Source organism: Actinosynnema sp. NPDC023587, assembly GCF_040640215.1.
Classification (GTDB): Bacteria; Actinomycetota; Actinomycetes; order Mycobacteriales; family Pseudonocardiaceae; genus Actinosynnema.
Map to the genome: position 1 here is coordinate 315,205 of NZ_JBFABG010000003.1, position 20,893 is coordinate 336,097.

Annotated in this window: 24 protein-coding genes and 1 riboswitch; of the genes, 8 read left to right on the plus strand and 16 right to left on the minus strand. The window is 71.9% G+C overall.

Features of this window, described 5'->3' with window-relative positions:
- Positions 1–106: 106 nt before the first annotated feature.
- Together AB0G01_RS10280 and AB0G01_RS10285 are read right to left on the minus strand one after the other, a co-directional pair.
- Positions 107–571 (minus strand): GNAT family N-acetyltransferase, encoded by a 465-nt coding sequence (locus AB0G01_RS10280; RefSeq protein ID WP_360942201.1) that lies wholly within the window; start codon positions 569–571, stop codon positions 107–109.
- Between the two features lie 67 nt (positions 572–638).
- Positions 639–1,730, minus strand: a complete 1,092-nt coding sequence (locus tag AB0G01_RS10285; protein WP_360942204.1) for a winged helix DNA-binding domain-containing protein — start codon at positions 1,728–1,730, stop codon at positions 639–641.
- A 124-nt stretch (positions 1,731–1,854) separates the two neighbouring features.
- On the opposite strand from AB0G01_RS10285, the gene AB0G01_RS10290 reads away from it, so the two are divergent.
- From AB0G01_RS10290 to AB0G01_RS10300, 3 genes are all read left to right on the plus strand, one after another.
- Positions 1,855–2,775 carry an SPFH domain-containing protein gene (locus AB0G01_RS10290; RefSeq protein ID WP_360942206.1) on the plus strand — a complete coding sequence of 307 codons (921 nt, stop codon included), beginning with the start codon at positions 1,855–1,857 and terminating at the stop codon, positions 2,773–2,775.
- Position 2,776: 1 nt separating this feature from the next.
- Positions 2,777–3,007, plus strand: coding sequence for a hypothetical protein (locus AB0G01_RS10295; protein WP_360942209.1), 231 nt, complete (start codon positions 2,777–2,779; stop codon positions 3,005–3,007).
- A gap of 160 nt (positions 3,008–3,167) precedes the next feature.
- A complete protein-coding gene (locus AB0G01_RS10300; RefSeq protein ID WP_360942212.1) occupies positions 3,168–3,947 on the plus strand; it encodes a VOC family protein in 780 nt (259 codons plus the stop codon).
- Here AB0G01_RS10300 and AB0G01_RS10305 read toward each other — a convergent pair.
- Positions 3,916–4,716 carry a TSUP family transporter gene (locus AB0G01_RS10305; protein ID WP_360942215.1) on the minus strand — a complete coding sequence of 267 codons (801 nt, stop codon included), beginning with the start codon at positions 4,714–4,716 and terminating at the stop codon, positions 3,916–3,918. The genes AB0G01_RS10300 and AB0G01_RS10305 overlap by 32 nt on opposite strands.
- A gap of 186 nt (positions 4,717–4,902) precedes the next feature.
- On the opposite strand from AB0G01_RS10305, the gene rpsT reads away from it, so the two are divergent.
- Positions 4,903–5,163 carry a 30S ribosomal protein S20 gene (gene rpsT / locus AB0G01_RS10310; RefSeq protein WP_360942218.1) on the plus strand — a complete coding sequence of 87 codons (261 nt, stop codon included), beginning with the start codon at positions 4,903–4,905 and terminating at the stop codon, positions 5,161–5,163.
- A 168-nt stretch (positions 5,164–5,331) separates the two neighbouring features.
- On the opposite strand, the gene holA is transcribed toward rpsT, so the two are convergent.
- Complete coding sequence (gene holA, locus AB0G01_RS10315; RefSeq protein ID WP_360942221.1) at positions 5,332–6,312, minus strand: DNA polymerase III subunit delta; 981 nt, start codon at positions 6,310–6,312, stop codon at positions 5,332–5,334.
- 97 nt (positions 6,313–6,409) lie between these two features.
- A riboswitch (SAM riboswitch) is annotated at positions 6,410–6,525 on the plus strand.
- Positions 6,526–6,536: 11 nt separating this feature from the next.
- Here holA and thrC point away from each other — a divergent pair.
- Complete coding sequence (gene thrC / locus AB0G01_RS10320) at positions 6,537–7,799, plus strand: threonine synthase (RefSeq protein ID WP_360942224.1); 1,263 nt, start codon at positions 6,537–6,539, stop codon at positions 7,797–7,799.
- Between the two features lie 78 nt (positions 7,800–7,877).
- Here thrC and AB0G01_RS10325 read toward each other — a convergent pair whose 3' ends face one another.
- From AB0G01_RS10325 to AB0G01_RS10370, 10 genes are all read right to left on the minus strand, one after another.
- Entirely contained in the window at positions 7,878–8,330 is a 453-nt protein-coding gene (locus AB0G01_RS10325) for a hypothetical protein (RefSeq protein ID WP_360942227.1), read from the minus strand.
- A gap of 79 nt (positions 8,331–8,409) precedes the next feature.
- On the minus strand, positions 8,410–10,707 hold the full coding sequence (locus AB0G01_RS10330) for a DNA internalization-related competence protein ComEC/Rec2 (protein ID WP_360942230.1): 2,298 nt from the start codon (positions 10,705–10,707) through the stop codon (positions 8,410–8,412).
- Positions 10,708–10,938: 231 nt separating this feature from the next.
- Complete coding sequence (locus AB0G01_RS10335) at positions 10,939–11,652, minus strand: ComEA family DNA-binding protein (protein WP_360942233.1); 714 nt, start codon at positions 11,650–11,652, stop codon at positions 10,939–10,941.
- Positions 11,653–11,737: 85 nt separating this feature from the next.
- Entirely contained in the window at positions 11,738–12,577 is an 840-nt protein-coding gene (locus tag AB0G01_RS10340) for a DegV family protein (RefSeq protein WP_360942235.1), read from the minus strand.
- An 11-nt stretch (positions 12,578–12,588) separates the two neighbouring features.
- Positions 12,589–13,320: a diglucosylglycerate octanoyltransferase gene (octT, locus tag AB0G01_RS10345; RefSeq protein WP_360942238.1), complete on the minus strand. Its 732-nt coding sequence runs from the start codon at positions 13,318–13,320 to the stop codon at positions 12,589–12,591.
- A complete protein-coding gene (locus AB0G01_RS10350) occupies positions 13,317–13,931 on the minus strand; it encodes a histidine phosphatase family protein (protein ID WP_360942241.1) in 615 nt (204 codons plus the stop codon). The genes octT and AB0G01_RS10350 overlap by 4 nt, the downstream gene beginning before the upstream one ends.
- Entirely contained in the window at positions 13,928–14,314 is a 387-nt protein-coding gene (rsfS, locus tag AB0G01_RS10355; protein ID WP_360942244.1) for a ribosome silencing factor, read from the minus strand. Before rsfS ends, AB0G01_RS10350 begins: the two co-directional genes overlap by 4 nt.
- A 69-nt stretch (positions 14,315–14,383) precedes the next feature.
- The gene (gene nadD / locus AB0G01_RS10360) at positions 14,384–14,977 is read right to left on the minus strand and encodes a nicotinate-nucleotide adenylyltransferase (protein WP_360942247.1); all 594 of its coding nucleotides are present in this window, start codon (positions 14,975–14,977) and stop codon (positions 14,384–14,386) included.
- 225 nt (positions 14,978–15,202) lie between these two features.
- Positions 15,203–15,424, minus strand: coding sequence for a ferredoxin (locus AB0G01_RS10365; protein ID WP_360942250.1), 222 nt, complete (start codon positions 15,422–15,424; stop codon positions 15,203–15,205).
- A 91-nt stretch (positions 15,425–15,515) separates the two neighbouring features.
- Positions 15,516–16,781, minus strand: a complete 1,266-nt coding sequence (locus tag AB0G01_RS10370; RefSeq protein WP_360942253.1) for a glutamate-5-semialdehyde dehydrogenase — start codon at positions 16,779–16,781, stop codon at positions 15,516–15,518.
- A gap of 114 nt (positions 16,782–16,895) precedes the next feature.
- Here AB0G01_RS10370 and AB0G01_RS10375 point away from each other — a divergent pair, with 114 nt between their 5' ends.
- From AB0G01_RS10375 to AB0G01_RS10385, 3 genes are all read left to right on the plus strand, one after another.
- The gene (locus tag AB0G01_RS10375) at positions 16,896–18,971 is read left to right on the plus strand and encodes a RecQ family ATP-dependent DNA helicase (RefSeq protein WP_360943290.1); all 2,076 of its coding nucleotides are present in this window, start codon (positions 16,896–16,898) and stop codon (positions 18,969–18,971) included.
- Entirely contained in the window at positions 18,968–19,525 is a 558-nt protein-coding gene (locus AB0G01_RS10380; RefSeq protein WP_360942256.1) for a GNAT family protein, read from the plus strand. Before AB0G01_RS10375 ends, AB0G01_RS10380 begins: the two co-directional genes overlap by 4 nt.
- 241 nt (positions 19,526–19,766) lie before the next feature.
- The gene (locus tag AB0G01_RS10385) at positions 19,767–20,183 is read left to right on the plus strand and encodes a pyridoxamine 5'-phosphate oxidase family protein (protein WP_360942259.1); all 417 of its coding nucleotides are present in this window, start codon (positions 19,767–19,769) and stop codon (positions 20,181–20,183) included.
- On the opposite strand, the gene AB0G01_RS10390 is transcribed toward AB0G01_RS10385, so the two are convergent.
- Together AB0G01_RS10390 and AB0G01_RS10395 are read right to left on the minus strand one after the other, a co-directional pair.
- Positions 20,180–20,341, minus strand: coding sequence for a hypothetical protein (locus AB0G01_RS10390; protein WP_360943335.1), 162 nt, complete (start codon positions 20,339–20,341; stop codon positions 20,180–20,182). The two genes, AB0G01_RS10385 and AB0G01_RS10390, sit on opposite strands and share 4 nt — an antisense overlap.
- Positions 20,287–20,736, minus strand: coding sequence for a 50S ribosomal protein L11 methyltransferase (locus AB0G01_RS10395; RefSeq protein WP_360942262.1), 450 nt, complete (start codon positions 20,734–20,736; stop codon positions 20,287–20,289). Before AB0G01_RS10395 ends, AB0G01_RS10390 begins: the two co-directional genes overlap by 55 nt.
- Positions 20,737–20,893 lie beyond the last annotated feature (157 nt).

The following is a 20,893-nucleotide window of genomic DNA, read 5'->3' on the forward strand; positions in this document are numbered from 1 at the left end:
ATGCGAGCAGAACGCTTTCGGCGGCCCACGAACCAGCCGGAGGGATGAGGAGACGCGATCGCGGCGGCGTCGACGGCGTGCGTGTCCCGCGACGTGCCGTCGCTGATCACCGCGTTGGCGGCGGCACCCAGACCGGCGGCGGCACGTCGAAGACCATTCGGACGTGCGGGTGGGGCCCCTCGCCCACGTGCTCCTCGCGCCACCCCTTGGCGGCGTAGAAGCGGCGGGCGCGGGCGTTCGGCTCGAACACGTCCAAGCGGGCGGTCGTGCTGCCGGCGTCCCGCCACACCGCGACGCACGCGTCGTGCAACGCGCCGCCCACGCCCCGGCCCCAGAACGCCGGCGCGACCTGGACCTGGAGCAGTTCGTCGCCCTTGACCAGCGCGAACCCGGCCACGACCCCGTCGACGTCGGCGCACAGCCACACCAGGCCGGGGCTGTCGAAGCGGTAGCCGGAGGCGCGGACCGACGTCTCCCACTCGGCCAGTTCCGACTCGGGCAGGTGGCCCGCGTAGTAGCTGCGGCGCGCCTTGACGTGCACGTCGACGACCTCCGGCGAGTCGGCTTCCATCGGTGTGCGAATGGCAATCCCCATACCGGTCAGGACGCGCCGGCGCGCCGGCGGTTCGGCTCCGGTGTCAGCGCAGGATTCGGACGTCCCGCGCGGGCGCGTCCGGTGCGAGGAACTTCAGCAGCGCCGAACCCTCCCGCTCCGCCTCCTCGGCGTCGGGCAACCGGTGGAACGGCCGCAGTTCCAGCGTGACCCGCTCCTTGGTGCGCTCGACCCGCCAGTCGCCTGCGGTCAGACCGTCGACCAGGAAGAACTGCGGCACGGGGCCGTGCGGGGCGTACTGACGCGCCTTCACCTCGTCGGTCACCACGCGACGGCGATCGGCGTAGGACAGCAGCAGGTTGTCGAAGTCGTACAGGAACCGGACGGGAGCCGGGGTGTCCTCGTCGGGACGCGGGGCGTCCGGCAGGTCGAACAGTTCTTGGCCGTCCTCGTCGGCGAACCGGACCAGCGGCAGTTCCTCGACCACCTCGCGCAGCCGGGACAGGCGGGCCCAGGTCTGGACGTCCCGCACGGTGGCCGGGCCGAACGCGGCCAGGTAGCGGCGGACCAGCTCGCCCGCCGACATCCGGTCGGTGACGGGCTCGCCCAGCCAGGTCTCCGCGCTGGTGTGCGCGATCGGACCGCTGCGGCCCCACAGACCGCGCGGCGGGACCTGGACCAGCGGCACCCGGCAGCGGACGACGTAGGCGAGCGCGGCGGGCGCGCGGTCGGGCCAGGTCTCGTGCAGCAGCCCGCCGAGTTCCTTGTTCGTCCGGGGGCGTTCGGCCAGGATCGCCCGCCCGGCGGCGACCACGGCGTCGACGTCGAGCTCCCAGACGTCGTTGCCGTGGGTGTGGTTGTGGAACAGGTCGCGGTCCAGCGCGGGCTGGACGAGCGGGCGCAGCGCGAGCGCGTCGGCAGCGGTGACCAGGTGGATGGTGGACCGCATCAGCGCCATCCGGACCAGGTCGCGGTCCAGCAGCAGGTCGGCGGCCTGCTCGGGGCGGAAGCCGGCGATCCGCGACCAGAGACCGGTGTACCAGGTGTGCGAGGTCTGGGCCTGGAGCCCGACGAGGTGGGTGACGACGTCGGCGACCGGCCGTTCGGTGCGTTCCAGCAGGAACTGGCGGGTCAGGGTGGCGCGGTTGACGGCGCGGCGGCTCAGGACCTCGGTCATGCGGTCGACGCTAGTGCCCATCGCGGACAGCTTCGGTCCGCGTTGGGCCGCCGGCTTGCCTGCGGCGCGCAAAAAGTGATATCACTTTGCTAAGCACGAGATAGACGAACGAGGGGTGGAAACGATGAACGCGACAACCGATGTGATCGTGCGGATGCCCGCACCGGCCGTGCGTGAGCGCGAGGCGTCGGAGGTGTCCGGCTGGGCCGCGCTGGGCGTCTCGGCGGTACTGGTCCTGGGCGGGGTCGCGGGGTGCGTGCTCGGGTTCACGGCCGACTCCGGCCCGAACGTGGTGCTGGTCGTCGGCGGTGCGCTGATCGCCGCAGCGGGTTTCGTCACCGGCCATGGGCTGTTCACCGTCGCGCCCGGCGAGGCGCGGGTGCTCCAGTTCCTGGGCCGCTACACCGGCACCGCCCGCCGGGACGGGTTGCGCTGGGCGAACCCGTTCACCACGAAGGTGAAGGTGTCGACCAGGATTCGCAACCACGAGACAGCCGCGCTGAAGGTCAACGACGCCGACGGCAACCCGATCGAGATCGCGGCGGTCGTGGTGTGGCAGGTGGACGACACCGCGCGGGCCAAGTTCGAGGTGGACGACTTCGTGCGGTTCGTCGGCATCCAGACCGAGACGGCCGTCCGGCACATCGCCACCAGCTACCCGTACGACAACCACGAGGAGACCGGTCTGTCGCTGCGGGAGAACGCGGACGAGATCACCGAGACGCTGTCGGTGGAGATCGCGGCCCGGGTGCAGTCGGCCGGCGTGAAGGTGATCGAATCAAGGCTGACCCACCTCGCCTACGCCCCGGAGATCGCCCAGGCGATGCTCCAGCGGCAGCAGGCGGGCGCGGTCGTCGCGGCCCGGTCGCGGATCGTGGAGGGCGCGGTCGGCATGGTGGAGCTGGCACTGGCCAAGCTGGCCGAGAAGGACGTGGTGGAACTGGACGAGGAGCGCAAGGCGGCCATGGTGTCGAACCTGCTGGTGGTGCTGTGCGGCGACCGGTCCACCCAACCCGTCGTGAACACCGGTTCGCTGTACCACTGACGTGGGCGAGCGCAAGAGCGTCCTGCTCCGCCTCGACCCCGCCGTGCACGACGCGCTGACCAGGTGGGCGAACGACGAACTGCGCAGCACCAACGCGCAGATCGAGTTCCTGCTCCGCCGGGCGCTGGCCGAGAGCGCCCGGCTCCCGGCCGGGGCCGCCGCCCCGCCCCGGCGGGGCAGGCCCCGCAAGGACGCCCCACCACGCGACCCGGAGGACCCGCCGGACGAATGACGCCGGCCTCGCGCCCGCCCGGCCGTTTCCAGGGGGAGACGGCCGGGCGGGCTTTTCACCGGGGAAAGCGTTGCGCGCCATGCCTCGACCCCGTCGGCGGGGCTCCCGGGACCCGATGATCAACTAGCGACCCGCCGCGCCCGGTGCGACTGTTGGCTGGATGAGCGAGCTGAACGCGCCATACGCGCCGGGCACCCCCGCGTGGGTGGACATGATGACCACCGACCGCGAAGCGACGATGGAGTTCTACGGCGCGCTGTTCGACTGGGACTTCGAGGTGGGCGGCCCGGAGACCGGCCACTACACGATGGCCCTGGTGCGCGGACGACCCGTGGCGGGCTTCGGGGAGATGCCGCCCGACGTGATGTTCCCGGTGGTGTGGACGACCTACCTGGCCACTGACGACCTCGACGAGAGCCTGGAGCGGATCGCCGCCGCCGGCGGGAAGGTGCTGGTGGCCGAGTTCGACACCGGCGGACCGGGCCGGGGCGCGATCACGGTCGACCCGACCGGCGCGGCCTTCGGGCTGTGGGAGGCGGGCGAGCACATCGGCGCGTACGTGGTGAACGAGCCGGGCGCGGTGGTGTGGAACGAGCTGGCCACCCGCGACCCGGACGGCGCGACCGCGTTCTACCGCGAGGTCTTCGAGTTCGACCTGGAGCCGCTACCGGGCTTCCCGTACACCCAGCTCCAGGTCGAGGGCCACACTGTGGGCGGCGTGTTCGGCATGGACGCCAGCATCCCGGCCGAGATCCCGGCGCACTGGATGACCTACTTCCAGGTGTCCGACGTGGACGAGTCCCTGGCCAGGGCGCGCGAGCTGGGCGGCATCCCGGTCGGTGCGGTCGCCGACTCGCCGGCCGGGCGGTTCGCCACCCTGGGCGACCCGATGGGCGCGACGTTCAAGATCATCCAACCGCCGCCTTCCACCCCAGGCTGACCACGAGCGCCACGACCACGGTCAGGAACACCCGGCGGACGAACGCGGACCCCCGCCGCACCGCCAGCCGCGCCCCGAACACCGCGCCGCCGAGGTTGCACACGGCCAGCACCAGCCCGAGGCCCCACAGCACCTTGCCGGTGGGGATGAAGTAGAGCAGCGCGCCCAGGTTCGTCGCGACGTTGACGATCTTGGCGGTGGCCGACGCCCGCAGGAACGCGAACCCCACCAGGCCCACCAGCAGGAACACCAGGAAGGCACCGGTACCCGGACCGGCCAGCCCGTCGTAGAACCCGACCACCGCGCCACCGGTCGCCATCACGGCGATCCGGGCGGCCCGCCCGAACCGGGGCGTCTCGGCCACCCCGAGGTCCGGCTTGCGCCACGTGTAGAGCCCGACCCCCACCAGCGCGACCAACACCACGCCGTTGAGCACACCGGGCTCCAACGCCCCCGCGAACGCCGCACCGCCCGTGGCACCGGCGAACGCCGCGACCGCCATCGGGATCGCGGACGCCCAGTCGATCGACGTCTGCCGCGCGTACGTCCCGACCGCGGAAGCCGTGCCGACCACCGCGGCGACCTTGTTCGTGGCCAACGCGTAGAGCGGCTGCCCACCGGGCCCGACCAGCAACAGCGCGGGCAGTTGGATCAGACCTCCCCCACCCACCACCGCGTCGACCGCACCGGCGAGGGCGGCGGCCGCGCAGAGGAAGAGGAGACCGGCGAGCGACACCTGCCCGAACCCGGGCCAGTCAAGAGCGGTCATCACCCGATCAGCTTAACCGGACGGATGTACTGTTTTACCCGCCCGAGGACTGGTGCCGACCACGGCGAGCCGCCTGATAGCCTCTACAGCGCTATCGCGCGGCATTCCGCAATGGAGGAAGCCCACCTCGGGTGGGGCCGATCACAGCGCGATACGACCCAGAGACCAGGAAACGGTGGCTTTCGCGTGGCTAACATCAAGTCCCAGCTCAAGCGGATCCAGACGAACGAGAAGGCGCGCCTGCGCAACAAGGCCGTCAAGTCGTCGCTGAAGACCGCGATCCGCAAGTTCCGTGAGGCCGCCGAGGCGGGCGACAAGGAAAAGGCCACCACCCTGGCCCGCGAAGCCTCGCGCAAGCTCGACAAGGCCGTCACCAAGGGCGTGATCCACGCCAACCAGGCCGCCAACAAGAAGTCGGCCCTGGCCCGGCGCGCCAACCAGATCTGATCTCCCGGATCTGACGCAGGCTCCCGAAGCGCCGCGCCCTCCCCCGGAGGGCGCGGCGCTTCGCTTTGCCGCCACTCCCGCCACTCCCGCCACTTGCCGCCACTCCCGCCGCACGGGCACCGGACACTGGGCACTGGGCACCGGCCGAACGCCCGCCACGTCGGCCGCTCAACGCCGCCGGTAGACCGCGACGATCTTCAGCACAGCCCGCTCCAGCGCGTACCCCGAGTCGGCGGCCACGCCCTTCACGTCGGCGTTGAGGTCCGCGACCACCGACATGGCGACCGCGAGCCCGTCGCCGTCCCAGCCCCGCGCCTGCCCCTGCGCCTTCTTCACCTTCCAGGGCGGCATGCCCAGCTCACCGGCCAGCTTGAACGGGTCGCCGCGCCCGGCTGCGGACACCCGCGCGATGGTCCGCACCGCGTCGGCCAACGCGTCCGCGACCAGCACGTGCGGCACCCCGGTCTGGAGCGCCCAGCGCAAGGCCTCCAACGCCCCGCCCCGATCGCCCGCGACGGCCTTCTCGGCCACCGCGAACCCGGTCACCTCGGCCCGCCCCCGGTGGTAGCGGTGGACGGCGTCGGCGTCGATCTTGCCGCCCGTGTCCGACACGAGCTGCGACGCCGCCGCGGCCAGCTCCCGCAGGTCCGACCCCACCGACTCGATCAGCGCCCCGACCGCCTCCGGGTCGGACTTGCCGCCCGCCGCACGGATCTCGTTGCGCACGAACGCCTCGCGCTCCGCCGCCTTGGTGATCTTCGGGCACTCGGTCACCACCGCCCCGGCCTTGCGCAGCGCGGCGGGCAGCTCCTTGGCCACCTTGCTGCGCCCGCCACCGGTGTGCACGACGACCAGGACCACCCCGTCCGCCGGCGACTTGGCGTAGGCGATGACCGCCTCGGCGATCTCCTTGCCCGCCTCCTGCGCGGACTCCAGAGCGATGACCCGCCCCTCCGCGAACAGCGACGGACTGACCAGTTCGGCCAGCTCAGGAGGGGTGAGATCAGTCACTTTGACCCTGGTCAGGTCGGCCTGCGGATCGCCTTGGCGAGCCAGCACCAGCGCACCGCGCACTGCCCGCTCGACCAGCAACTCTTCCTCACCGACGACCAGGTGCACGGGGCCCGGGGTGACTGCGGGAGCGCTCACGGGGGCGATCCTCCCACGCCCCGGATCGCGCCCGGTTGGTGGACGGATCTGGCTGCGGGTCGGGATCGTGCCGTAGGTTGGGGGCACAACTGAATACCGCTCATCCAGAGGGGCAGAGGGATCGGCCCGAAGAAGCCCCGGCAACCCGTCGCGCAGCGTCCGCTGCGACGACCACGGTGCCAATTCCGACCCGCGACGCGGGAAAGATGAGGAGATACCTCGCGATGACTGCTGTCAGTGTGCCTCCGGCCACCACCTCCTTCGACCTCGGTCCGGCTCGTGCCCTGTCGTGCCGCGAATGCGGTCACGAGACCCCGCTCGCGCCCGAGTACGCCTGTCTTGAGTGTTTCGGGCCGCTGGAAGTCGCCTACGACTTCGGCCGCGTCCGCCGCGAGGACATCGAGGCGGGCCCCCGGTCGATCTGGCGCTACCGCGGCCTGCTCCCGGTGCCCTCGAACGTCGAGTCGCACCCCAACACCAACCCCGGCGCGACCCGCCTGGTCGAGGCCGACCGCCTCGCCAAGGCCCTGGGCGTGCGCAAGGTGTGGGTGAAGGACGACACCGGCAACCCCACCCACTCGTTCAAGGACCGCGTCGTCGGTGTTGCCCTCGCCGCCGCCCGCGAGCTGGGCTTCAAGGTCCTGGCCTGTCCCTCCACCGGCAACCTGGCCAACGCCGTCGCCGCCGCCGCCGCCCGCGCCGGCTGGCAGTCGGTCGTGCTGGTGCCCTCCTCCCTGGAGCAGGCCAAGATCCTCATGACCGCCGTCTACGGCGGCGACCTGATCACCGTCGACGGCAACTACGACGACGTGAACCGCCTCGCGCAGGAACTGGCCGCCGAGCACGAGGACTGGGCCTTCGTCAACGTCAACGTCCGCCCCTACTACGCCGAGGGCTCGAAGACCCTGGGCTACGAGGTGGCCGAGCAACTGGGGTGGCGGCTGCCCGACCAGATCGTGGTGCCCATCGCCTCCGGCTCGCAGTTGACCAAGGTCGACAAGGCCTTCCGCGAGTTCGGCGAGCTCGGTCTGGTCGAGCCCACCCCGTACCGGGTGTTCGGAGCCCAGGCCACCGGCTGCTCCCCCGTCGCGGCGGCGTTCAAGTCCGGCCAGGACGTGGTGACCCCGGTCCGCCCGGACACCATCGCCCGCTCGCTGGCGATCGGCGCTCCGGCGGACGGCCCGTACGTGCTGGACGCGGTCCGCCGCACCAACGGCGCGATCGATGACGTCACCGACGACGAGGTGGTCGAGGGCATCCGCCTGCTGGCCCGCACCGAGGGCATCTTCGCCGAGACGGCCGGCGGCGTGACCGTCGCCACGGCGAAGAAGCTCATCGAGACCGGTCAGCTCGACCCGGACGCCGAGACCGTGCTGCTGATCACCGGCGACGGCCTGAAGACCCTCGACGCCCTCGGCAACCGCGTCGGTCCCCGCGCCAACGTGCCGCCCTCGGCCGAGGCCGTGCTGAACGCGCTGAAGAACTGACCACGCCCGGCCGGCTCGCGCGCCACGACCGTCCGTCGAGGACACCTGGCGCGCGGGCCGATCGCGCCGACCCCCGGGTCACAACACGATGTCCGGCACCCGCAGCCACCCGGTGCGCGGGAACGACGAGAGCTCGGGCAGCAGGAACGGCCCGACCTCCTCGGTCTCGGCCCGCCACGCGGTGAGCTGCTGCGGCCACGGCGACGCCGCCTTGTGCCCGTTGTACCGGTTGGCCCGCCAGTCCTCGGGCGCGATCGCCAGGTCGTCGTCGAACAACGCGTCGGCGATCTCCTGGTAGGCATCCTGCGGTGAGGCGACGGACACGGTGCCCACGGTTTTCGTGACGGTCGCCCGCGCCACGATCCCCCGGCCGCCGATCGACAGGTCCTCGCAGAGGTAGAACTCGAACGACGGCCGCAATTCCGAGTTCGGCCACGGGTGGGCGGCATAGCCGGGCTGCCACAACGCCCATCCCAGTTCCCGTGGCGACCAACCGGTGTGCAGCCGGACCCAGGTGTTCCGGTCATTCATGATCGTGCTCCTCTCGTTCGGCCCGGTCGCTCGACCGGGCAGGTTCGTTCATCAGCCGCCGTTGGTCAGCGGCTGTTTGTCAGCGGCCGTTGGTCAGCGGTTCGCCGCGCCGGACGACCCGAGGTCCCTCCGGCCCCGGCAGGACGGCGGTGTCGCCATCCCGGTCCGAGCGCGAGAGCAACGCCCCCTCGCGCTCCAAGGCGTCGACCAGCACCCCACTGGGGTGGCCGTAGCGGTTGTCGGCCCCGACGCTGACCAGCGCGACCCGAGGCCGCACCGCCGCCAGGAACTCCGGCGACGAGTACCGCGACCCGTGGTGCGGCACCTTCAGCACGTCGGCCCGCAGATCGACGTGCCCACCGAGCAGCGCCGCCTGCCCGGCCAACTCGACGTCGCCGGTCAGCAACACCCGCCCGGCGGCCGTGGTCGCCCGCACCACCACCGAGGCGTCGTTGACCGCCGTGTTCTCGTCCCCGCGCGCAACCACGCGCGGCCCCAGCACCTCCAGTTCCAATCCCGGCCAGCTCAACCGCTGCCCGAGCCCGAGCTCGACCACCTCGACCCCGGCGCTCCGCGCCAGTGCCGTCACCTCCTTCCACGCCCACTCCGGTTGTCGCGACGGCCCCACGGCCACCGCACCGACACCCCGTTCCGCCAAGACCCCCGCCAGCCCGCCGATGTGGTCGGCGTGCAGGTGGCTCAGCACCACCAGCGGCACCCGCCGTACTCCCAACCTGGACAGGCAGGCCAGCACCGGACCCGGGTCCGGCCCGGTGTCGACCAGTACCGCCCGGTCGCGCTCGGCCGTGGCCAGGACGACCGCGTCGCCCTGGCCCACGTCGCACGCCACCACGGCCCAGCCCGGCACCGGCCAGCGCGGCGCGACCACCCCGACCGGCACCAGCACGACGGCCACCCCGGCGGCCACCGCGACGACCAGCACCCGCAGCCGCCGCAGCCGGAACACGCCGTACGCCACCACCACCGCGCCGACCAGCAACAGCCCTCCCGTCCAGCCCTCGGGCCACGCCACGGCCGCACCGGGCACCGCCGCCGCGTGCCGTCCGACCGTGATCAGCCACCACGCGGCCGGCCCTGCCACCTCGACCACGAACCGCGCCGTGTCGAGGTGGACCTGTGCCACCACCGCCGCCAGCACCCCGAGCACCGTGGCCGGTGCCACGACCGGTGCCACCAGCAGGTTCGCCGCGACCGCGACCAGGCTCACCTGCCCGGAGATCCCGGCGACCAGCGGAGCCGTGGCGAGGTGCGCCGCCGCCGGCACCGCCAGCGCCTCGGCCAACCCGACCGGCACGCCCCGGTCGCGCAGCCCGCCGGACCACTGCGGCGCGAGCAGCACCAGCGCCGCCGTCGCCACGACGGACAGCCCGAATCCCGGATCCACCGCGAGCTGCGGATCGTGCAACACCAGCACGACCACCCCGGCGGCCAGCGCGGGCAGCGCGGACCGCTCCCGCCCCAGCACCAGCGCGAGCAGTGCCACCGCGCCCATCACCGCCGCCCGCAGCACGCTCGGCTCCGGACCGGCCAACACCACGAACCCGACCAGCGCCGCCATCCCGCCCGCCGCGCATCCCCGTGGCCCGAAATGCAGTAGCCTCAACAACAACAGCACCGCGCCGCACAGGATGGCCAAGTTGGCCCCGCTGACCGCCAGCACGTGCGCCAGGCCCGAGGTGCGGAACTCGTCCACCACCCGGGGCGACAGGCCCGACGTGTCGCCGACGACCAGCGCGGGCAGCAACCCGGCGGGTTCCGGGTCCAGCGTGCCGCTCGCGTCCCGCAGTCCCACCCGCAACGCCTCCGCCGCCCGCTGCCACACGGGTGCTGGGGTGACCTCGCGCGGCGGGCCCCGGACCCGCAGCATCGCGACGGTGAGCTCCCCGGATTTCGCCGGTGCGAGCGTGCCGCGAGCCAGGACCTGTTGCCCGGGAAGCAGTTCCTGCCAAGCTGGTGCCGGAGCGAGCACCACCACCCGACCGCCGTCGTCCACCACCGCCGCCCGGATGAGGACCAGGTCGACCCCGCCGGCCCGCGACCCGAAGCCGGCGGCCCGCAGACCACGCGGCCGGTCGGACAGTTCGAGTCGCACCGCCGTCAGGCCACCGTGACCGGCCGCCGAGCGGAGCGGGTGGTGCGCCGACTCGTGTAGCTGCGCGCCGATCCAGCACGCCGCCACCGGCCCGACCACCGCGATCGCCACGGCGGCCGGTGGCCACCTGCGGAGGGCCACACCGCCCACCACCGCCATCGTGAGACCGATGGCGACGCCCGCCCACCACGTCCAGAGCAGACCGGCCAGAGCGGTCGCCCAGACCGCCAGTGCCGCCGGTACGAGGTGGGCACGCGAACTCACGGCCCGGTTCGCCGGTCAGGGCTGTGATCGACGCCCCTGGAGCGGTGGTGTGTTCGCGGGATGCCCCGAGCGAGTGGCAGGTGACGTGTCATGGCAGTACCTCCTGGTGGTGTCCGATGTGGACAGAGTGGTTTTCTGGGGTGGAGCAGTGGCCGGGGTGCGGTAGTAGGAGCGGCGTGGTGGGGGGTGGACGGGGGCTTCAGAGCGGGCCGGAAGTGGAGGGTGTCGGGTTCAGAGGCGGACCAGGTCGCCGAGTTTGGCCAGTTTCGCTTCACCTATCCCTTCGATCTCGCCTAGTTGGTCGATGGACGTGAACGGGCCGCGTTTCAGGCGGCGATCCACGATCCGTTGCGCTGTCACGGGTCCTACGCCGGGAAGTCCGTCGAGTTGCTCCTTCGTCGCGGTGTTGAGGTTGACGGGTTGGCGGTGGTCCTCCGGGTTCGGAGGGGGGATGCCGACGGCGATCTGCTCGCCATCGGAGACTCGGCGGGCGAGGTTGAGGTCGTGGAGGTCGGCGTTCGGGTTGGGACCGCCGGCCGCGTGGACCGCCTCGGCGACGCGCGCGCCGCTGGTGACCGTCACCAGGCCGGGTTTGGGCACCTCACCCACGACGTTGACGACCACGTGCTCCGGGAGCCTGGTCACCTCGGCCGCGAGCGGCAGGGAGGGTGGCGACTCGGGCTCGGGTCGCTGCCACCAGAGGCTGAGCGCGACGGCCAGCGCCACACCGGCCAGCACGCCGCCGAAGACGACCGGACGGCGGGGTAACGCGAGGCCGGGCCGCCACCGTTGCAGGAGCGCGCGCAACCGGCCCGGCGGTCCGGTGCCGCCGGAAGAGGACGCGAAGACGACCAGCGGGGTCTCGTCGGCGCGGTGCTTGCCCTGGTTCTTCGCGATCAGGGCGTCGAGCCGGGCTGCTGTGGTATCCGGTTTCTCGTCGAACATGTGATCGACACTAGGCCGGTCGGAGCAGTGTGCCCAGCGCCGATCTCACATCTGTGGATGGAGTTTCGGGGCTGTGGACAACTGGCTAGTCGTAGCCGCCGGGGAGGACCACGACGCCCAGCACACCGGGGCCGGTGTGCGCCCCGATCACCGCTCCGACCTCGGAAATCAGGCATCCGGTCGAGCCGGGAACCCGTTCGTCCAGCCGCGTCGCCAACTCGGCTGCCCGCTCCGGGGCCGCGAGGTGGTGCACGGCCAGGCCCACCGGGCCGGACCCGGCGGCGGACGCGGCCAGGTCGACCAGCCGCCCGATCGCCCGGCTCGTGGTGCGCACCTTCTCCAACGGCACGATCCGGCCGTCGTCCACGTGCAGCAGGGGCTTGACCGCGAGCGCCGTGCCCACCAGGGCCGCCGCCGCGCCGATCCGACCGCCTCGCCGCAGGTGGTCCAGGGTCTCCACGCAGAAGAACATCCGAACCCGCCCGGCCGCGTCCGCCGAGGCCTTCTCGGCGAGCGCACCGTCTTCGGCCGAGCACGCCGCCAGCGCCGCGAACCCCAGCCCCATGCCGGTGGCCCGCGAGTCGACCACCCGAATCCGATCGCGGTCGACCTCCTCGGCCGCCAGGCGCGCCGCCTCCCACGTCCCGGACAGCTCACGGGACAGGTGCACCGACACGATCGCGTCCGCGCCGTCGGCGAGCACCGAGCGGTACACCTCGGCCAACTCGCCCGGGGTGGGTCTGGACGTGGTGACCCGGCGGTGCTCACCCAGGGCCGCAGCGAGTTCCGCCGGGCCGAAGTCGACACCGTCCAACCGGCTCCGGCCGTCCACCGCGACGTGCAGCGGGACGACCCGGATGCCGTGCCGCTCGGCGAACCCCTCGGGCAGGTACGCCGTGGAGTCGGTGACGATCGTGGTGGACACGAGTGCCGAGACTACGGCTCGGCCGTCCCCGAGTGGCTGACCGCCACGGACCTGATGAGATCAGCCATTGCCGCGCCGACCAGCGCGTGGCCCTCCCAACCCCAGTGCATCCCGTCCGGGTTGCCGCACCGTGACCGCACGTGGTCCCCGACGAGGGGAGGCACGTCCAACAACGGCACGGCGGCCCGTGACGACCACGCCCGCACTGCGCGCTCCGCGGCCGGACGCCCTGTGTGCACGCTCCCGTACGCCGGGGACACGTGAACCGACGGCGTCATCCCGACCGCGTGAACGCCAGGCTCGAACGCGTGCACGGACCGGACGCACGAATCCAGATACCGGACCGTCAGGTGCGGCGGCAGGGCCACCGGATGGCCCCCGAGCAGCCGCGAAAGCCCTGGTTGAACCGCCCGGTACGCGCTCCGTGCCCGCCGGCGCAGCCCGTCCGGCCGCAGGTAGCGCAGTCCTTGCCGCAAGAAGGTGGGTAATGGCGACGGCAAGGTGTCCATGTGCCCCACGGCGAGCACGAGCACGTCCGTGCGCGGAAGCAGCGACCAGACCCGTGGATCGCCCGTCAACGCCCACCAGGCGTCACGGGCGGTCCACCCGAATCCCGCCACCAGCTCCGCGTGGCCGCCCAACGCGGCAGCGGCCACGTTGGGCCACAACTGCGGGTGGTCGGCGGGCAAGGGCCCCTGCGGACCGTGGAACGTCAGCGAATCACCGAGGACGAGCAGTCTCACCGGGTCGTTCCGGCGTTGTACGACGACAGCCGCCACCGCCCGTCACCCTGCGGACGGCGGGTGAACACCGTCCAGTTGCAGTTGCCGATGCCGCCGAGCAGCGACCACCGGTCCACCGGGAGCTCCAGCAACTGCCCGGTCAACGCGCTGATCAGGCCGCCGTGCGCGCACAGCAGCACGGTGTCGGAGAACTCCCGGTCGACCTCCTCGACCACGGCCAGCGCGCGTACGGCGACCTCGGTCCGGTTCTCGCCGTCCGGCGGCGCGAGCGTCGCGTCCGCGCGCCACGCGTCGAGCATCCCCGGCCACTCGACCTCGATCTCGGCCGAGGTCAGGCCCTGCCACTTGCCGAGGTTGGTCTCCCGGAGCCGCTCGTCGACCCTCAGCCCGATACCGGTGGCGGTGGTGAACACGGTCGCCGTGTCGCGGGCCCGCCGCAGGTCGGACGCCACCACCAGCTCGGGGACGAAACCGGCCAGCACCGGCACGGCGAACCGCGCCTGGTTCCAGCCGGTCTCGGTCAACCCCACGTCCAGATGACCCTGCATCCGACCGGTCGCGTTGTAGTCGGTCTCACCGTGCCGCCACAGCACGAGCCGGTTCAGGGTCATGCCTCGGCGACCTCGTCGGCGACCGGGCCGGCGTCGAACTCGATCCGAGGGCAGTCCTTCCACAGCCGTTCGAGGCCGTAGAAGCTGCGTTCGTCCACGTGCTGGACGTGCACCACGACGTCCACGAAGTCCAACAGGACCCAGCGGCCTTCGCGCGCGCCCTCGCGGCGGACCGGCTTGCGGCCCGTGTCGCGCAGCTTCTCCTCGATGTTGTCCACGATCGCGGCGACCTGCCGCTCGTTGGGAGCGGAGGCGATCACGAAGACGTCCGTGATCACCAGTTGGTCGGACACGTCGAGCACGATCACGTCGTGCGCCTTCTTGTCGGCCGCCGCGCTTGCGGCGGCCAGCGCCAACCGTCGTGCCTCGTCGGTGGCTGCCACGTTTCTCCTCATCACCTCCGCGGACGCCGATACGCCCGCACGAGTCAATGAGGGTACCGGCGTCTACAGTCAGTCCGGCACCGAGTAAAGCCGGCGCTTGGAAATGTACTGAACGACACCGTCCGGGACGAGGTACCAGACCGGCAGGCCGGAGGCGGTGCGGGCGCGCACGGCGGTGGACGAGATGGCCATCGCGGGCACCTCCACGAGGGACACCGCGCCCGGCGGTAGGTGCGTGTCGTCCAGCTCGTAGCCGGGCCGCGTGACGCCGATGAAGTGCGCCAGGCGGAACACGTCGTCGGCGCGCCGCCAGGACAGGATCTGCTCCAGGGCGTCCGCGCCGGTGATGAAGAACAGGTCCGCGTCGGGGTGCGCGGCCTTGAGGTCGTTGAGCGTGTCGAACGTGTAGGTGGGCCCGGCCCGGTCGACGTCCACGCGGCTGACCGAGAACCTCGGGTTGGACGCGGTGGCGATGACCGTCATGAGGTAGCGGTCCTCGGCGGCGCTGACCTCGTGCTCGCTCTTCTGCCAGGGCTGACCGGTCGGCACGAAGATCACTTCGTCGAGCTCGAACCGCGCCTGGACCTCGCTGGCCGCGACGAGGTGGCCGTGGTGCACCGGGTCGAAGGTGCCACCCATGATGCCGATCCGGCGTTTGGACATGGGACGTGAGCCTAGTTCGGGTCGCGCGCGGGCGGCAGGTCACTCCCCGACAGCCGCCCGCGCGTCCCGACTCCTCGTTCGCGGCCCTGGGGGAGGAAGCCGCCTTCGCGGAGCGCGGCCAACCCCGAAGTAAGCCGCGTGACAGTGAGACGCGAACCGCACGCGGACGTGACGCGACCGGAGAAAGATTTTCTACCCGCTCGGTGATGCGGCGGTCACCGCAGGTCAGATCTCGGGTGCGAGGCGGTTGCCCTCCGCGTCGCGGACCAGGATCGCCTCCATCGGGCACGACTCGGCGGCGTCCACCACCGCGTCGTCGGGCTCCACCGACGCGTCGACCGGCTCGGCCGTGCCGCCGTCGAGCCGGAAGTGGTCGGGCGCGATGCCCGCGCACATCCCACTGCCGACGCATGCGTCGCGGTCGACTTCCAGACTCCACCGAGCCATCGGGCCACCACCTCACCGGCAGACTGCGCGGTCCACGGCCCAGTCTGCCCGTCCCGGTCGCCGGATCGGCCCGCCGTTCGGCGGCACGGGCTCAGGACGACGGCCGGACGTGCCCCTCACCCCACGCGACCCACTTCGACGAGGTCAGCTCGGCCAGGCCCATCGGACCGCGCGCGTGCAGCTTCTGGGTGGAGATGCCGATCTCCGCGCCCATGCCGAACTCGCCGCCGTCGGTGAACGCGGTCGAGGCGTTGACCATGACCGCCGCCGCGTCGACCCGGGCGGTGAACCGGCGGGCTGAGGTGATGTCGCTGGTCACGATGGCCTCGGTGTGCCCGGAGCCGTGGTCGGCGATGTGCCGCACCGCCTCGTCCAGCGAGTCGACCACGCGGGCCGCGATGTCGAGCGACAGGTACTCGGTGTCCCAGTCCTCGTCGGTGGCCTGCCGCACGCCGTCCAGGCGCGCGAACGCCTCGTCACCGTGCACCGTCACGTGCTGCGCCTGTAGCGCGGCCGTGACGCGCGGCACGAACTCGTCCGCGATGGCCGCGTGCACCAGCAGCGTCTCGGCCGCGTTGCACACGCTCGTGCGGCGGGTCTTGGAGTTCAGGACGATCCGCTCGGCCGTGTCCAGGTCGGCGGAGGCGTCGACGTACACGTGGCAGTTGCCGACCCCGGTCTCGATCGTCGGCACGGTGGCCTGCTGCACCACGGCGTTGATCAGACCGGCCCCGCCGCGCGGGATCACCAGGTCGACCAGGCCGCGCGCGGTGATCAGGTGGGTGACCGAGGCGCGGTCGTGGCACGGCAGCAGTTGCACGCAGTCGGCGGGCAGGCCCACGGTCTCCAACGCGTCGCGCAGGATCGCGACCAGCGCGGTGTTCGAGTGCTCGGCGGACGACGAACCGCGCAGGAGGGCGGCGTTGCCGGACTTCAGCGCGAGGCCGGCCGCGTCGACGGTGACGTTCGGCCGGGCTTCGTAGACCATGCCCACGACGCCCATCGGGACGCGCACCTGCCGCAGCTCCAGGCCGTTCGGCAGGATCGAGCCGCGCAGCACCTCGCCCACCGGGTCGGTGAGCCCGGCCACGGTCTCCAGGCCCTTCGCCACCCCGTCGATCCGCTGCTCGGTGAGTGCGAGGCGGTCCACCAGGCCCTCGGCCAGGCCGGCCGCGCGGCCGGCCTCGATGTCCTTGGCGTTCGCCTCCAGCACCTCCTGGGCACGGGTGCGCAGGGCGGCGGCCATCTCGTGCAGCGCGGCGTCCTTGCGCTCGCGGGTGGCCAGGACGAGCTCGTCGGCGGCGACTCGGGCGCGCCGGGCGGCGGCGTGCACCTGTTCGCGCAGGTCGTCAGTCACGGAATCAGACTACGGTCACCCGGTCGTGGATGTCGCCGAGGTTCCCAGTGCCCGGGAGCCCGCCTGCGATTCCGCGTTGTCGTGCCCCTCTGCCATGGTGGTCCGGTGGACGAGATGGCATTGCGCGACCAGGCCGAGGAACGGTTGCGGGCCCTGGCGGGGCCCGGGGCGGCGCTGCGCGAGGACCAGTGGACAGCCATCCGCGCGCTGGTCGCCGAGCGGCGGCGGGCGTTGGTGGTGCAGCGGACCGGGTGGGGCAAGTCGGCCGTGTACTTCATCGCGACCGCGCTGCTGAGGTCCCTTGGCGAGGGGCCGACGGTGATCGTCTCGCCGCTGCTCGCGCTGATGCGCAACCAGGTCGACGCGGCGGCGCGGGCGGGCGTCCACGCGGCGACCATCAACTCGGCCAACACCGACCAGTGGCAGGACGTCCAGGACCGGGTGACGGCCGGCGAGATCGACGTGCTGCTGGTGTCACCGGAAAGGTTGAACAATCCCGATTTCCGTGACTCGGTACTGCCTTCGCTGACATCATCGGCGGGGCTGCTGGTGGTCGACGAGGCGCACTGCATCTCGGACTGGGGTCACGATTTCCGACCCGACTACCGGCGGCTGCGGACGTTGCTCACCGAACTCCCGGCCGGGGTGCCGGTGCTGGCGACGACCGCGACGGCCAACGACCGCGTGGTGCGGGACGTGGCCGACCAGCTCGGGTTGGGAGCCGGTTCGGACACGCTGGTGCTGCGCGGGCCGCTGGACCGGGCGAGCCTGCGGTTGGCCGTGGTGCGACTGCCCACCGCAGAGGCCCGGCTGGGGTGGCTGGCCGAGCAGCTCGACCGGCTGCCCGGTTCGGGGATCATCTACACGCTGACCGTGGCGTCCGCCGACGACGTGGCCGCGTTCCTCCGCGAGCGCGGGTACCCGGTGGCGGCGTACTCGGGTCGCACGGACCCGGCCGAGCGGCAGCGGGCGGAAGAGGACCTGCTGGCGAACCGCGTCAAGGCGCTGGTGGCGACATCGGCGCTGGGCATGGGGTTCGACAAGCCGGACCTGGGCTTCGTGGTGCACCTGGGCGCACCGCCCTCCCCCATCGCCTACTACCAGCAGATCGGGCGTGCGGGTCGCGGCGTGGAGCGGGCCGAAGTGCTGCTGCTGCCCGGACCGGAGGACCGGGACATCTGGGCGTACTTCGCGTCGCTGGCGTTCCCGCCGGAGCGGGTGGTGCGCCAGGTGCTGGACGCGTTGGCCGACGCGGGGCGGACGTTGTCGACCGCCGCCTTGGAGCCGGTGGTCGAGCTGTCGCGCACCCGACTGGAAGTGGTGTTGAAGGTCCTCGACGTGGACGGCGCGGTGCGCCGGGTGCGCGGGGGCTGGGAGTCGACCGGGCGGCCGTGGTCCTACGACGAGGAGCGGTACGGGCGGATCGCGGCGGCGCGGGAGGTCGAGCAGCAGGCGGTGCTGGACTACCTCGCCACCACCGGGTGTCGGATGGAGTTCCTGTTGCGGCAACTGGACGATCCGCACGCCGCGCCGTGCGGCCGGTGTGACAACTGCACCGGCAGCGGGTGGTCTGCGGAGGTGTCGCCGGACGCTGCCTCGGCTGCGCGGGAACGACTGCTGCGCCCCGGCGTGGAGGTCGAGCCGCGCAAGCAGTGGCCGACCGGGATGGCGGCGGTCGGTGTCGGGTTGTCCGGACGCATCCCGGCGGGCGAGGCGGCCGGGACGGGGCGGGCGCTGGGGCGGCTGACCGACATCGGGTGGGGCAACCGGTTGCGCTCGCTGTTCGCCGGTGACGAGGACCAGGAGGTGCCGGAGGACGTCTTCGCCGCCTGCGTGAAGGTGCTGGCGGCGTGGGGCTGGGACCAGCGCCCGGTGGGCGTCGTGACGGTCGGGTCACGGAGCCGGCCACGGCTGGTGGGCAGCTTCGGGCGCGAGCTGTCCACGATCGGGCGGCTGCCGCTGCTCGGTCAGGTCTGGCTGGGCGAGGCGGTGCGGCGGGCGAACAGCGCCCAGCGGCTGGCCGGCCTGGTGCAGTCCACCGACGTGCCGGACCTGTCTGCGGTGGACGGCCCGGTGCTGTTGGTGGACGACCGGATCGACACCGGCTGGACGATGACGGTCGCGGCGCGACTGTTGCGCCGGGCGGGTGCGCCTGCGGTGCTGCCGTTCGCATTGGCGGTCACGGCATGACAGCGGCCGAGATCCGGCTGGAAGCGAAGAGGGTGGTGCTGCGGAGGTTCCGCCCGGAGGACGCCGCCGCGCTTGCGGCGTACCGGTCGGATCTCGCGGTCGCGAGGTACCAGTCGTGGGACCCGCCTTTTTCCTTGGTCGCAGCCGAGGAATTTGTGCGGGAGATGAGGGCGCTGGACCCGGCCGAACCGGGCTGGTTCCAGTACGCCGTCGAGGCGGACGGGGTGGTCGTCGGCGACGTCGGTGTGAACCTGGGCGACAACCGGAAGCAGGCCGAAATCGGCTACACGATCGCGACCGCCCACCAGGGCAACGGGTACGCGACCGAAGCCGTGGGTCGCGTGGTGGAGCACCTCTTCGTCGATCGCGGGCTGCACAAGGTGTCCGCCGAGTGCGACGCGCGCAACGAACCGTCGACGAAGCTGTTGACACGGTTGGGTTTCCGACTCGAAGGACACCTGGTCGAACACACCTGGATCAAGGACGAGTGGACCGACGACCTGCTGTTCGGTCTGCTCGCCCGGGAATGGAGGCCACTCGGGCAAGTTCGCTGAAGATCTATCGACTACGCACCCCATGGTGGTGATGTCCAACCTCATGACTGCCGTAGAGGTCGAGTTCGCACTACCGCTCCTCCCTCATGGATCACCTCGACCAGTTCGCGCAGACGCGCACGCATTCGTCGCGGACGCGTGCGCATGGCCCACCGCCGTGGCTGCCGGTTGACTTGCGGGGCAGCCGTCAAGTGTCCGGTGGGACGTCGAGTGTTCGGTGGAACAGGGAAAAGGTGAGGGCATGCCGGTGATGAGCACGGCGCAGCGCGAAGAGTTCCTGGCCGGTGTCCACGTTGGAGTGATCGGCATCGCGCGTCCGGCGGGCCCGCCGCTGACCGTGCCGGTCTGGTACCTCTACGAGCCGGGAGGGGACGTGCTGGTGCAGACCAGTCCGGAGTCGGTGAAGTTCCGGCTGTTGGACGCGGCTCGGGAGTTCAGCCTGGCCGTGCAGGTGGAGACACCGCCGTACCGGTACGTGAGCGTGTCCGGGCCGGTGGTGGCCATCGATCCGACGACATCGCGCGCGGACCTGGTGACGATGGCCAACCGCTACTTCGACGCCGACGCGGCCGACGATTTCGTGCGGCAGGTCGAGAACGACACGATCGCCACCGTGCGCATGCGTCCGCAGCGCTGGTACTCCAGCGACTACAGCTAACCGACGTCCCAACCGATGACGCGGAAGGTGACGTAGTCGACCGGCACGTCGTCCCTGGTGATGTGGCGAGCCGTGACGACCTCGTTGTGGAGGCCGTGCTCGTTCATGGGCTGGTAAAGGTGGTGCAGGTCGCCGGAGCTGCCGAAGAACAGCAGCATCTGGGTTCTGTCCGCGAGATGGGTGCGGGCGTGGCGGAAGAATGTGGTGAGGGCGCGGTAGTCCTCGTCGCTGCACGCGGCCTCCGTGAGGTCGGGCGAGGCGAACTCGCGGAACGGCGGGTCGAAGACGATGAAGGTCGAAGGTTCCGTCGACCTTCATCGAACACATCGCTGTGCCGCATCACGACCCGGTCGGTGACGTCGTTGCGGGGCGCGTTGTCGCGGGGGGTCAAGGCTTCCGGGTTGATGTCCACGGCCAGGACTTCGCGCGCCCGGCCAGCGGCGAGCACGGCGTTGGCCCCGGAGCCGGTGCCCGTGTCGAGTACCGGGTCACCGTCGCGCACCTCGGCGAGCACCGCCTCGCCCAGCAGGTCGGACACCGGAGTGATCGGCATGACGCCGGGCGGGACCACGGAGGCGCGGCTCAGGTAGTCGCCGGTCTGCGGTTCTGTGCGGGCGCTCAGGGATTCGTAGGCCGACTCGTGCCACCGGCGGATCCAGTCGACGCTCGGCAGCCACCGCCATTCCGACCGCGCAACTGGCCGGAGTCGG

Excerpts from the sequence above, each read along its gene's own strand:
- AB0G01_RS10280 (WP_360942201.1), bottom strand. The coding sequence starts at position 571 with ATGGAAGCCGACTCGCCGGAGGTCGTCGACGTGCACGTCAAGGCGCGC.
- AB0G01_RS10285 (WP_360942204.1), bottom strand. The coding sequence starts at position 1,730 with ATGACCGAGGTCCTGAGCCGCCGCGCCGTCAACCGCGCCACCCTGACC.
- AB0G01_RS10290 (WP_360942206.1), top strand. The coding sequence starts at position 1,855 with ATGAACGCGACAACCGATGTGATCGTGCGGATGCCCGCACCGGCCGTG.
- AB0G01_RS10300 (WP_360942212.1), top strand. The coding sequence starts at position 3,168 with ATGAGCGAGCTGAACGCGCCATACGCGCCGGGCACCCCCGCGTGGGTG.
- AB0G01_RS10305 (WP_360942215.1), bottom strand. The coding sequence starts at position 4,716 with ATGACCGCTCTTGACTGGCCCGGGTTCGGGCAGGTGTCGCTCGCCGGT.
- thrC (WP_360942224.1), top strand. The coding sequence starts at position 6,537 with ATGACTGCTGTCAGTGTGCCTCCGGCCACCACCTCCTTCGACCTCGGT.
- AB0G01_RS10325 (WP_360942227.1), bottom strand. The coding sequence starts at position 8,330 with ATGAATGACCGGAACACCTGGGTCCGGCTGCACACCGGTTGGTCGCCA.
- AB0G01_RS10335 (WP_360942233.1), bottom strand. The coding sequence starts at position 11,652 with ATGTTCGACGAGAAACCGGATACCACAGCAGCCCGGCTCGACGCCCTG.
- AB0G01_RS10350 (WP_360942241.1), bottom strand. The coding sequence starts at position 13,931 with ATGACCCTGAACCGGCTCGTGCTGTGGCGGCACGGTGAGACCGACTAC.
- nadD (WP_360942247.1), bottom strand. The coding sequence starts at position 14,977 with ATGTCCAAACGCCGGATCGGCATCATGGGTGGCACCTTCGACCCGGTG.
- AB0G01_RS10365 (WP_360942250.1), bottom strand. The coding sequence starts at position 15,424 with ATGGCTCGGTGGAGTCTGGAAGTCGACCGCGACGCATGCGTCGGCAGT.
- AB0G01_RS10375 (WP_360943290.1), top strand. The coding sequence starts at position 16,896 with ATGGCATTGCGCGACCAGGCCGAGGAACGGTTGCGGGCCCTGGCGGGG.
- AB0G01_RS10380 (WP_360942256.1), top strand. The coding sequence starts at position 18,968 with ATGACAGCGGCCGAGATCCGGCTGGAAGCGAAGAGGGTGGTGCTGCGG.
- AB0G01_RS10385 (WP_360942259.1), top strand. The coding sequence starts at position 19,767 with ATGCCGGTGATGAGCACGGCGCAGCGCGAAGAGTTCCTGGCCGGTGTC.
- AB0G01_RS10390 (WP_360943335.1), bottom strand. The coding sequence starts at position 20,341 with ATGCTGCTGTTCTTCGGCAGCTCCGGCGACCTGCACCACCTTTACCAG.
- AB0G01_RS10395 (WP_360942262.1), bottom strand. The coding sequence starts at position 20,736 with ATGCCGATCACTCCGGTGTCCGACCTGCTGGGCGAGGCGGTGCTCGCC.